The organism is Myceligenerans pegani, assembly GCF_014892515.1.
Taxonomy (GTDB): Bacteria; Actinomycetota; Actinomycetes; order Actinomycetales; family Cellulomonadaceae; genus Myceligenerans; species Myceligenerans pegani.
Map to the genome: position 1 here is coordinate 82,504 of NZ_JADBGR010000105.1, position 11,902 is coordinate 94,405.

Below are 11,902 nucleotides of genomic sequence, written 5' to 3' on the forward strand. Positions count from 1 at the left end.
ACCACGGCGGAGCGCCGTGGTCCCGCCCGGCATAATCTCGCCCTATGGACGAGCGCAAGCCGCGATGGACCCGACGCACCATCGACTGGCTGCGTACCGAGGTCGGCAGCGCGCTCCTGCTCGTGGGCGTCGTCCTCGTGGCGCTGGCCTGGGCCAACTCGCCGTTCTCCGCCTCCTACGAGCACCTGTGGGAACTCCCGGTCCACGTCGACGTCGGCGACCTGCGCTTCGACATGGACCTGCACCACTGGGTGAACGACGGCCTCATGGTCCTGTTCTTCTTCGTCGTCGGCCTCGAGGTGCGCCAGGAGCTCGCCGTCGGCGCCCTGCGACAGCGCAGCCGCCGGCTCGTCCCGCTCGTCGCCGGAGCCCTCGGCGTGCTCGCGCCCGCCGGCATCTACCTTGCGATCGCCGGCAACACCGCACCCGACGGCTGGGGCGTCGTCATCGGCACCGACACCGCGTTCCTGCTCGGCGTCCTCGCGCTCGTCGGCCCCGCGATGTCCAACCAGCTGCGCATCTTCCTGCTCACTCTCTCCGTCGTCGACGACTTCATCGCAGTCACCGTCATCGGCACCGTCTACTCCGACGACATCCGCCTCGCACCCCTCGCCCTCGCCGCCGCCTGCCTCCTCGCCCTGTGGCTCCTCGGCCGGGCCCGCGAATGGCGCAGCACGCCCTACGTCCTCGTCGTCGTCGTGCTCTGGGGCGCGACCGTGCAGGCGGGGGTGCACCCCTCGCTCGCCGGCATGCTCGCGGGCCTCCTCGTCCCCGCCGCGACCCCCGAGCGAGAGGACGTCATCCGCGCCAAGCACCTGTTCCGCTCCTACTGGCAGTCGCCCAACGCCGGCGTCGCACGCGTCGTCGGACTCGGACTCGCCCGGTCCATCTCCGTCAACCACCGCCTCCACGAGCAGCTCCGCACACCCGTGTCCCTCGTCGTCGTCCCCGTCTTCGCGTTCGCCAACGCCGGGGTCGACCTGCGCGGCGGAGCACTCGGCGAGGCCTTCGGCTCCGCCGTGCTCTGGGGCGTCGTCGCCGGCCTCGTCGTCGGCAAGCTCGCCGGTATCAGCCTCGGGGCCTGGGCGGCCGTGCGGGCCGGCCTCGGGCGGCTCCCCGACGGCGTCGGCCCGGGCAGCGTCGTCGGGGGCGCGGCCCTCTCCGGCATCGGCTTCACCGTCTCCCTCCTCGTCGCCGACCTCGCGTTCGACGACGAGGCCGACGCCCAGGCCGCCGCCATCGGCGTCCTCGTCGCCATGGTCCTCGCGTCGCTCGTCGGCGCGCTCGCCTTCCGCATCGCCCGCGTCCGCTTCGGCGAGCACAGCGCCGACCTCCCCGTCACCCTCACCCCCGACGTCGACGTCGAGCAGGATCACCTGCGCGGCGCCCCCGGAGCGCCCTACACCGTCGTCGAGTACCTCGACTTCCAGTGCCCCTTCTGCGCCCGCGCCACCGGGATGGGGAAGGACCTTGCCGACCACTTCGGCGACCAGATCCGCTACGTCGTCCGGCACCTCCCGCTCGAGGATGTCCACCCCCAGGCGTTCGGCGCGGCGCTCGCGGCGGAGGCCGCGCACCGCCAGGGTGCCTTCTGGGAGATGCACGACATCCTCTTCGCCAACCAGGCCCGGCTCGAACTGGAGGACCTGCGCGGCTACGCACTGGACCTCGGCCTGGACCTGGAGCGGTTCGACGCCGACATGGTCGACGAGACGCTCGCCGCGCGAGTCCGCGCGCACGCCGAGAGTGCCCGGGCGAGCGGCGCGCACGGCACGCCGACGTTCTTCCTCAACGGCATCCGCAACCAGGGCTCGCACGACGCGCGCACGCTCATCGCGGCCCTGGAGGAGTCCCTGCCGGAGGCGGCGGTACGACGGCGGTCGTGATCCTCGGCCCGCGGCCTCCATGGATCACCCGCGCGACCTGGACGGTCGTCCTGTCTGGCCGTAGGGTTCCAGGCAATCAGGACAGCTCCGTCGAGGTGCCAGGGGGTGCCCGCAGATGGTCGAGGTGACCAGTTCCACCCGGTCCGACGAGACGTTGCTCGCTGATCTCCGGGCCGGCCGGGACCACGCGTTCGCGGAACTCTACGTGCGCCACCGCCGCGCCGCCGTCGGCGTCGCCCGGCGCGTGGTCGGCAAGAGCCATGCGGTCGACGACGTCGTGGCCGAGTCGTTCACCTCGTTCCTGTCCGTCGTGCGCGACGGGGGCGGCCCGTCGGGCAACGTGCGCTCGTACCTGCTGACGACAGTACGGAACACCGCCATCAGGTTCCGGCACGCGCAGGAACGTGCGGTGCCGGCCGAGGCGGAGATCGTGGACGGACCCCACCACGACGCCGACGGCCTCGTCGCGGCGGACGACGTCCAGCGGATCCGGCAGGCGTTCGCCGCGCTGCCGCCGCGCTGGCGCCGGGTGCTCTGGTACGTGGACGTCCACGACCTGCCGCCGGCCCAGGCCGGTCCGCTGCTGGGGGTCTCGCCGAACGCGACGTCCTCGCTCGCCCGCAGGGCTCGCGAGCGACTCCGGCGCGAGTACCTGCAGGCGCACCGGGGCCGCGTGGCTCCCGGGTGCGAGGACTACGCCCCGCACCTCGCGCGGTACGTCGAGGAGTCGCTGGCCGCACCCGTGCACCATCGCGTCGAGGTCCACGTGCTGACGTGCCTCTCCTGCGCGACCGCCGTCGAGCAGATGCGGGACCTCAGGCGCCGCATGCGCGCCGTGCTGCTGCCGCTCGGCCTGCCGCTGGCTGCCGGTGGTCGCGCCGACATGTCCTGGGCCGCCGACCACGGGCCGAAACGGGGAACGGGTGTACCGGGGGCGGGGGCGCGCGGCCTGCGGGCCTTCGGCAGACGGTGGTGGTGGTCGCGACCCAGCGACCTGCGGCGCGTGGTGCGTCACGGCGCGACGGTCGCCGTGGTGTGCCTCCTCACGCTGCCGGCCGTCGCGGCGTCGGACGGCACGCGAGCGAACTGGGTCGAGGGTGTCGCCGAGGGCGCGGACCTGACCCCCGGGTTCCGCCCCGTCCGTCCGCCGGAGCCGATGTCCCCGCCCGGGGGCGAGCCGCGGCCGGAACCGACGTCTGCGCCGACGCCGTCGTCGGAGCCCACCTCGGATCCTGCGCCGGAGCTCACGCCGGATCCGGCGCAGGATCCCGCACCCGCACCGACGTCGGTGGCGATGCCTGCGCCGACCCCGGCGCCCGCGCCCGCACCGCCGTCGTCGCCGGCACCGCCGCGGGACCCCGAGCCGCCGCCGTCCGCGTCGACCCCGGCGCCGCCGGCACCCGAACCGGAGCCGGACCCGGCTCCGCCGGGACGGACGCCCGAGCCGCCGTCCGATCCGACGCCGAGCCCTACACCCGATCCGACCGAGCCTCCCCTCCTGGAGATCGTGATCGACGGCGAACCCGTGATTCGGGTGCCATAGAGGTCGCGCGGGCAGGAACGAGGTCGGCGTCGCCGGCNCGGCTCTCGAGCGATGTGCGCGACCTCGCGCCGGCGACGCCGACCTCGTTCCCACCGGTGGGAGCCTTCTAGCGGTCGGGTGAGCCCGCCGCGTCGTAGTCGTCGTGCGCGTCGAGCAGCGCGCGACGGAGGTTCGGCTCCACGGCCAGCATGCCGTCGGGCGCCGTCGGATCCTCGAGAACGACGCCCGTGTCCACGAGCCGGTCGAGGAAGTCCTCCGGGAGCATCGAGAGCAAGCCCGTCCCTTCCAGGTCGTGCCAGGTGAACCGGGCGGACCGGCTCGCCTCGACCAGCACGGCGAGCGCCTCGTCGGACATGGCGTCGCGCAGGAACGCGGCACGATGCGTCGCCGCGACGACGGAGACCAGGGTGTCGGTGACGGGGTCACCCGCGACGCTCGCGCGGTGCAGCTCGTGCAGCGCGGGGTAGAACATCGCCGGCCACCCCGCCGTGGCTGCGGTCAGGAGACGGGTCTGCCGGTCGCTGAGGGGCAGCCCGAGCGATACCGCCGCCCACCGCGCCTCGTCCGCGGAGACGCGCAGGGCGCGCAGGTCCAGCTCGACGTGGGCGGCCCCGGCGGGACCTCGCTCGCGCAGCGGCATCGCGGTGAGCGCGACGACGTGGCTCCCGCGCAGCAGGCGGGCCGCCCGATCGAGGAAACGCAGCGCCGCGCCCGACGCCGGACCCAGCCGGTCGACGACGAGTACCACCTCGTGGGCGTCGAGCGTGGCGGCAACGTCCTCCGGGGTCCAGCCCTCGGCGGTCGACGGCGCGGCGGGTGCGGCGCCGGTCAGGAACAGGAGTCCGGTACGGACGGCGGCCCCGAGCATCTCGCCGTCGGCCGCATCGTTCTCGGACAGGTCCACGTGGACCACCGCCCTCCCGCCGCGGACGAGGCGCTGCGTCCACAGGGCGACGGCGGTGCGGCGACCGCTCCCGCGCGGGCCGCGCAGCAGGGTCATTCCGGTGGTGCTCGTCCACAGCGCGTCGTCGAGCAACCTCTCGATCGCGGGTCTGTGCAGTGCGGCCGACGGGGGTGGTGCGAGGCGTGCCTCGACACATGAACGACTTTCCACTCTGCCTCCTCTGGGTCGAACGACACGCGCCTCAGGCGCCTGCCGGGACAGGTGTGATCACGCTGGGTAGGACCGCGGATTGGCGTCGACGTGTCGAGTGATCTACGTCACACGCCTCCTGCGGGGGTGCTCACGCCTGCGGAGCGGGCTTCTGGCACTCACCGACCGGCGCACCTCCCGACCGGCGACGCCGGCAGGTCCCGACCCCGACGCGCGGCACCGAGCACCGCACGGATCGCGAGGTGCCGGCGCTCCGCGAGACGACCCGACGGGGCGGATGGCGCGAAGAGGGCGGGCCGGCGCGGCCTACTGTCTACGTATTGCGACGTCGCCAGAGTGTCCACGGACGTGGGCATCCCGAGACCTGACGCTCCGCGAACCGGGGCCGACACGTGCGAAGGAGACCGATGATCAGGGAAGACATGGCAGGCGCGGTCGGGCCGAGGTTCGGGAGCGCGGATCTGGACTACACCCCGTGGTTCTTCTGGGACAGGGCCGACGACGCCGCCAGGCACCGGCAGCGCGCGGTCCAGGACGACCTGGCCGGCGAGCGGGGGTACCGGTTCGGGGAGCGGTGCTTCGTCTCGGAGTTGTCGTCGGTGACCAACGAGGCGCTCGAGCTGGGCGACCGCAGCTACGTGGCGGCGGGCGCCTACCTCTCCGGAACGCTGCGCGCCGGGCGCGACTGCACGATCAACCCGTACACCGTGGTGCGGGGCGAGATCAGCCTGGGCGACGCGGTTCGCATCGGCGCCCACACCTCTCTCATCGGTTTCAACCACACCTTCGACGACCCTGATCTCGAGGTTCACCGACAACCACACACGGCCGAGGGCATCACGATCGGCGACGACGTCTGGATCGGTTCGCACGTGGTCGTCCTGGACGGCGTCAGCGTGGGCGACAAGGCGGTGCTCGCCGCCGGTGCCGTGGTGACCAAAGACGTACCAGCCGGCGCCGTCGTCGGTGGCAATCCGGCTCGCGTCATCAAGTGGCGGACGGGACCGGACCGGCCGGCGCGGCGCCGGGAAGGGGACCTGGCCGGGGCGGTGGCGGAGTTTGCGGGTGCGGCGCGCGAGCAGGCGGCCGCGATCCTCGATCGGTACTGGGACGGCGGCGCCGGCCTGTTCGTGAACCAGCCCGGGGACGCGCCCACGGTGCGGGCGCAGTGCGACGCGGTCGAGGTCGCCGACCTGCTGTTCGGAGGCCCGCCGCCGCAGCGGGACGCCGCCGAGCTGACGGAGCTCCTGCGCTCGTGGCAGGACCCGGCCACCGGACTGGTGGGTGAGCTCGGCGAGGATCGCCGTCCCGTGCCACCGGAGGCGACGATCTTCACGTGGCCGGCCGGCTATCACGTCCTGTCCGTGGGCTACGCCCTGGACCTGCTGGGCAGCCGCTTCGCCCATCCGCTGACCGTCGTCGCCGAGGCGTCCGCCGCCGACGTCGTGGCCGGCCTCGAACGCCTCCCCTGGGCCGAGAGGGCGTGGCACTGCGGGAGCTGGGTCGACGAGCTCGGAACCGCCCTGCACTGGAATGCGCGCATCGGGGCGGCGAACAGCTCCGGTGCGCTCGAGGCGCTGTTCGGGTGGTTGTTCACCCACGCCGATCCGGGTACCGGGATGTGGGGCCGAGCCGGGGGACCGGAAGGGCTGCTGCAAGTGGTCAACGGCTACTACCGCGCGACGCGAGGCACCTTCGCGCAGTTCGGCCTACCCGTGCCCCACGCGGAGCGTGTGGTCGACACCGTCCTGGCGCACGCGCGCGATGTGCGCTACTTCGCCCCCGCCCGGCAGAACGCGTGCAACGTGCTCGACGTCGCCCACCCGCTGTGGCTCACCCGCGGAACCGGACACCGCGGCGACGAGGTGGCCGACCTCGCGCGGCGCCTGCTCTCCGACGCGCTGCGCCACTGGACGCCGGACCAGGGCTTCGGGTTCCAGGCGCCGCACCCGACGACGATGTCGGTCACCGTGACCGCCCCGAGCCTGCAGGGCACGGAGATGTGGCTAGCCATCATCTGGCTCCTCGCGGACCTGGCCGGCTTGTCCGACCAGCTCGGCTACCGGCCGCGCGGAGTCCACCGGCCCGAGCCGGCCGGGACCGGGCCGAGGTAGCCTCCGAGCGCGGATCGTCCATCGAACCGCAGCGAGCATCGGGCAGCCGGGCACCGGGCAGCCGGGCACGCCGTACCGAGCGCCGATCCTCCGGACGTCGCCGTGGACGGATCGTCCTTCCCGGCGGACGGCCACTGCCGCCCGGCCGCCGTCGGGCCACCGACCCGCCGGCGGGCGGGTCGGTGGCCACGGCGTCACCTCGTCAGGAACTGGTGCACGTGAGGGCCGACGTCGGCGGGGTGCCGCTGCCGAGCAGGCCGAACGTCGTGGTGGCCCCTGCCGCGAGTCGCCCGTTCCAGTCCGCGTTCCGGACGGTGACGAGGTCGCCCTGCGTCGTCGCCGTGCCGTTCCACACCTGGTTCACGCTCCCACCGGACAGCTGCCAGCTGACGCTCCACGACGTCGACGCGGAATGAGCCTCGACGGTCACCTCGCCCTGGAAGCCGCCGGGCCAGGTGTTGACGGTGCGGTACGTCGCGGTGCAGGCACCGGCGGGCGGCGGGGTCGTCGTCGGAGTCACGGTCGGCGTCGGGGTGGGTGTGGGAGTGGGGGTGGGAGTGGGTGTCGGAGTCGGTCCCTCGGACGGCAGGGACGTGAAGAACCGCCAGATCTCACCGGGCACGTGCGACTGCGACTGCCCGCGGTCCCGGGCGTCCCACTGGTGGTCGGCGTCGTTCGCGATCCACACGACCGGGTAGCCGTCCCGGCAGGTGTAGGTCGTCTTGATGTGGGTACCGCTGCCCGCACCGGGCTCGGGCGCCTGCTGCGCCTGGCACCCGTTGTTCTGCAGGAAGCGGTCGCGCAGCGCGCGGCCCTGCGAGATGTTCAGGACGCTGTCCACGACGCCGTGGGAGCCGAGGTACGCGACCGGCTGCGTACCGCCGGCGCACCCGGACAGCTGGGCGCCGTTGAGTACGGCGACCGCGCGGAACACGTCGGCGCGCGCACAGGCCAGGGCGTAGCTCATGCCGCCGCCGTAGCTGAAGCCGGTCGCGAACCTCTGGGCCGTGTCGATGCACAGCGCGGACTCGACGGTGCGCAGCACGTCGTCGACGAAGGCGACGTCGCGGCCGTTGCTGTTGGGCCAGGCGTTGTCGATGCCCTGCGGGGCCACGAAGATCGCGGTCCCGCCCGAGAGCGGCTTCAGGCCGTAGAAGTTCTGGTTGACCACGTCCTGGGACGTGCCGTGCCACCAGTGCAGCCCCACGACGAGGCGGTAGGGCTGGTTCGGGTCGTACCCGGCGGGTACGTCGAGGCGGAACGTGCGGGACTGCCCGCCGCTCTGGATGGTGTGGTTGCCGGTCGCGAGGCCGGCGGGCCGGCCGCAGCCGGCGGTCGTGGCCGCCGGGACCGCCGGGGCCGCGGTCTCCGGTAGTGCCCAGCTGGGGGCGGTCAGCCCGCCGAGGGCGAGCAGGGCGACCGCGGCTGCCAGCAAGGCCCGCCGGCCTCGGGACGGAGCAGGGTGTCGCATGGTGTCACTCCCTTCAGCAGTGCCCCGGCCGCACTGCCGGGGGCGGTGTGCCGCGGGGCGATGCCCGCCGCAGAGGGAATGTATCGATAAACAGGCTCGGGCGAACGAGGACTAAACGGTTCGCGCTCGCGAGAGCCGTGGGCGCCGCCGAGTCCGTCTACCGTCCGCGGTGCCGAGCGAGGATCGCGGCGGCGTCCGTACCGCTCGACAGGACCTGTAGCCGCTGCCGTTCCGGGCGAGTCGCCCGCTCGGTGCCCGGAACAGCGTCGGCACCGGTCAGGGCGTCCTCCTGCGGTGCTGCGGGTGACTCGGGCACCTGCCACACTAGCGACCACGTCCCGTCCGTCGGAAGATCGCCTTGTGAGTTCCCCGGCCGAGCCGACCGCCACACCGCCACCACCACCTCCTCCACCTCCACCACCGCCGCGACGCCGGTGGTCGCGATGGTGGTGGATCGGCGCCGCCGCCCTCGTCGTCCTGGGCGCGGCCGCCGTCGTCGCAGGCGTCCTCGAGCACCGGGCCTGGGTACAGACGGTGGCCGAGTACGACGCCGAGGTCGCCCGCGTCACCGCCGAGGCCGAGGGCTCGCGGGCCCGCGCCGAGGACGCCTACACGACCAGCCACGATGCCCTCCGCGACACGATCGACGACGGCCGGCCCGTGTACCGCGCCAGCGAGGGCCAGGTGGCCGACCCCACCGTCCGCGACCCCCTCGCCGCCGCACTCGACCGTGCCGAGCAGCTGCGCGACGCCGAGGTCGCCTATCCGTCCGCCGTGCGCACCGTGGAGGAGGTCACCCGGCCCAACCCGTTCTACCGCGAGACCCTGCCGGAGGTGGAGGTCGAGGTCGTCGACGGGTCGGATCCGCCGCCCGCCGACCTCGACGCCGCGGCGGCCGACGTGAGCGAGGCGACCGACGCGGTCGCCGAAGCCCGAAGGCAATGGGCGTTCGCCGAACTGCGCGCGGCCACCACCGAGGGCCGGGACGCCCACGCCGACCTGCGCCCGCAGGTGGGTGCCGCGGCTCTCACGTCTCTCGGGGACGCGGTCGCCGACGCGGAAACGATCCTCGATGCCGGCGAGGACGCCGTCGACCCCGACACCGCCGTCCCGCTCCGGAACACCCTGCTCGAGACGACGCAGGCCCTGTGGTCCGACCGGCTGGCCCAGATCCATGCCGAGCGCCGCGCCGCGGCCCGCGCCGACGGCGTCGACTGCCGCACGGACAAGTGCGTCGCGCTCACCTTCGACGACGGACCCGTCGAGGACACCCGGCGACTGCTCCGCATCCTCGACCGGAAGAACGCGCCCGCCACGTTCTTCATGGTCGGCGACAACGTCGCGAAACGGCCCGACATCGCCCGCGCCGTCGCCGACGGCGGGCATCTCCTCGCGAACCACTCCTGGGATCACCCGCAACTCACCACCCTCGACGACGCCGAGGTGCGCGACCAGCTGCGCCACACCCAGAACGCGATTACCGACGCGACGGGGTTCACGCCGTTCCTCCTGCGCCCGCCCTACGGCGACGTCGACGGCCGCGTCCGCGCGCTCGCGACGCGCACCGGTCTCGACGTCGTCCTGTGGAGCCTCGACACGGAGGACTGGCGTACCCGCGACGCACAGGAGACCCGCAGCCGCGTGCGAGCCCAGGTGGAGTCCGGCAGCAACATCCTCATGCACGACATCCACCCGTCCACCGTCGACGCCGTCCCGAGGATCGTCGACGACCTGCGTGAGCGTGACTACGTGCTGGTCACGGCCGATCTGCTCGTCGGTGGGGACGAGTGAGGCCCGACCGGCCGGCACAGGCGGCGGCCGACGTCAGTCCTCGGAAGGTTGCCCGACCCCTCACCCGGCCCGCCCTCGTACGGCGGGCTCGGGGCGGCGCTCGCGGGCGAATCGTGCCGGCAGGTCGGGTCCGTCCCACACCTGGATCGCACGCCAGATCGACGCGGCGATCGGCACGGCGAGCACGGCGCCGGTGATTCCGGCGAGCACCGTCCCCGCCGTCAGGGCGAACAGGATGACGAGGGGGTGCAGGCGCAGGGTCCGGCCCATGACGATCGGCTGGAGGAAGTCGCCCTCGAGCTGGTTCACGGCGATGACGATCGCGACGACGACGAGCGCCTCGACCGGTCCGACGGCGACGAGCGTGACCAGGGCCGCGAGGATGCCGGCCAGGGTGGCGCCGACGAGGGGGATGAAGGCGAGCAGGAAGACGAGGACGGACAGCGGGATGACGAGTGGTACGCCCACGATAGCGAGCCCGATGCCGATGCCGACCGCGTCGACGGTCGCCACGATCGCCGTCCCGCGCACGTAACCACCGAGCGTTCGGATCGTCGCGGCGCCGACGCGCCGTCCGCGCTCGTAGCGGTGCCCCTCGAACGGCCGCAGCAGGAACTCCCACATCCTCGGGCCGTCCTTCAGGAAGAAGAACAGCACGACGATCATGATGAAGAAGCCGGCGACGAAATCGGCGGTCTGGGAGACGCCGGCGACGGCACCCGAGCCCACGGCATCGGACTGCAGGAGGTTCACCGCGGCCTCGCGCACCGACGAGATCTGCTCCTCGGTGATCTCGAAGGGCAGGTTCCGGACGTAGGACTGCAGGGAGTCGAAGCCCTGGAGCGCCTGCTCCTGCAGCTCGTCCCACTGGTCCACGACCGCCCGCACGACGAGCCACACGATTCCCGTCAGCAGCGCGACCAGCGCCAGGAGCGAGATCCACGTGGCGAGCAGTGGTGGCAGACCACGGCGGCGGAGGAACGAGACGAGCGGGAAGATCGCCGCCGCCAGCACGAGCGCGATGAGGACGGGGATCACGACGAGGGTCAGGCGGGTGCCTACGAACCCGAAGACGGCGATGACGGCGACGACCGCGAGGATCTGCACGGACCGCGTGGCGACGCGCCCGAAGCCGTCCGACCACAGGCGTGACGTCCCGGGATCGGCGGGCGTCTGGTGCTCAGCTGGGGCCCGTGTCTCGACGCTCGGGCGGGTCGGCGGTGTGCGGCGGCGGAAGAGGCCCATCGCCAGTGCTCCTTGTCCTCGATCCGGTAGGTGCTGGACGTACCCGACGCTATTGCGGTCGGGTCCGTATCGCGCGGCGGCGCGTACGTCGTCGCTTCGCGGGCGCATCCTTCAGCGACCGATGAATCGGGGCGGTCACCACGGTCGAGACTCTGGGCACGACGAGTGGAGGTAGGCATGGTGGAGATCGACGACCTCCGGCCGCTGGGCACCGGTCTGGAACGCTCCTACGAGGTGTACGTGCGTGGTCGGCTGAAGTTCCGCGTCGGGCAGATCGTCTACGTGGCGTTCTCGCTTGACGAGTCAGTGATGGGCTTCGCGTTCCCCAAGGAGGAGCGGGCAGACTTCGTCGCGAGCGATCCGCGCAAGTTCCAGCTGCCGTCGGCGTCGGACATGCGTTTCAACTGGTTGCACGCCGACCTCGCCGCGCTGGATCGCGACGAGGCGCGTGAGCTCGTGATCGACGCTTGGCGCATGGTCGTCCCCCAGAAGGTCTCCCGCGCCTACGACATCGCGCATCCGCCTGCTGCGGACTGATGCACGAGGGTGCGCCGACGCGACCGGACGGAGGCAGGTCGAGGCGGTGACGTGCCGCGCCGGATCGCGCGGTGCGTCGTGTGCGGCGCCGACCGGGTCGTCTGCCCGGCACTCGATGCGGGCATCGGCGGTGACCTTGTGTCGACGGATGCTGCCGCGTTCATGACCGCCGCCCTATGGCACAGTCGTTTCCTGTGACCT

The 11,902-nt window shown here is 72.9% G+C and carries 8 protein-coding genes; 5 read left to right on the forward strand and 3 right to left on the reverse strand.

Annotation, left to right across the window (positions count from 1 at the left end; genetic code table 11):
* Positions 1–44: 44 nt before the first annotated feature.
* Positions 45–1,886, forward strand: coding sequence for a Na+/H+ antiporter NhaA (gene nhaA / locus IIE03_RS19680; RefSeq protein WP_192864465.1), 1,842 nt, complete (start codon positions 45–47; stop codon positions 1,884–1,886).
* 124 nt (positions 1,887–2,010) lie between these two features.
* Positions 2,011–3,429: a sigma-70 family RNA polymerase sigma factor gene (locus IIE03_RS19685; RefSeq protein ID WP_192864466.1), complete on the forward strand. Its 1,419-nt coding sequence runs from the start codon at positions 2,011–2,013 to the stop codon at positions 3,427–3,429.
* Between the two features lie 106 nt (positions 3,430–3,535).
* Here IIE03_RS19685 and IIE03_RS19690 read toward each other — a convergent pair whose 3' ends face one another.
* A complete protein-coding gene (locus IIE03_RS19690; RefSeq protein WP_192864467.1) occupies positions 3,536–4,543 on the reverse strand; it encodes a hypothetical protein in 1,008 nt (335 codons plus the stop codon).
* A gap of 407 nt (positions 4,544–4,950) precedes the next feature.
* Here IIE03_RS19690 and IIE03_RS19695 point away from each other — a divergent pair, with 407 nt between their 5' ends.
* Entirely contained in the window at positions 4,951–6,657 is a 1,707-nt protein-coding gene (locus IIE03_RS19695; RefSeq protein ID WP_225998045.1) for an acyltransferase, read from the forward strand.
* Positions 6,658–6,859: 202 nt separating this feature from the next.
* Here the strand turns inward: IIE03_RS19695 and IIE03_RS19700 are convergent, their stop codons facing one another.
* Positions 6,860–8,128 carry a CE1 family esterase gene (locus IIE03_RS19700; protein ID WP_192864468.1) on the reverse strand — a complete coding sequence of 423 codons (1,269 nt, stop codon included), beginning with the start codon at positions 8,126–8,128 and terminating at the stop codon, positions 6,860–6,862.
* Positions 8,129–8,488: 360 nt separating this feature from the next.
* Here IIE03_RS19700 and IIE03_RS26880 point away from each other — a divergent pair, with 360 nt between their 5' ends.
* Positions 8,489–9,919, forward strand: coding sequence for a polysaccharide deacetylase family protein (locus tag IIE03_RS26880; RefSeq protein WP_192864469.1), 1,431 nt, complete (start codon positions 8,489–8,491; stop codon positions 9,917–9,919).
* A 60-nt stretch (positions 9,920–9,979) separates the two neighbouring features.
* Here the strand turns inward: IIE03_RS26880 and IIE03_RS19710 are convergent, their stop codons facing one another.
* A complete protein-coding gene (locus IIE03_RS19710) occupies positions 9,980–11,164 on the reverse strand; it encodes an AI-2E family transporter (protein ID WP_192864470.1) in 1,185 nt (394 codons plus the stop codon).
* 177 nt (positions 11,165–11,341) lie between these two features.
* On the opposite strand from IIE03_RS19710, the gene IIE03_RS19715 reads away from it, so the two are divergent.
* Positions 11,342–11,701, forward strand: coding sequence for an MmcQ/YjbR family DNA-binding protein (locus IIE03_RS19715; protein ID WP_192864471.1), 360 nt, complete (start codon positions 11,342–11,344; stop codon positions 11,699–11,701).
* Positions 11,702–11,902: the final 201 nt, after the last annotated feature.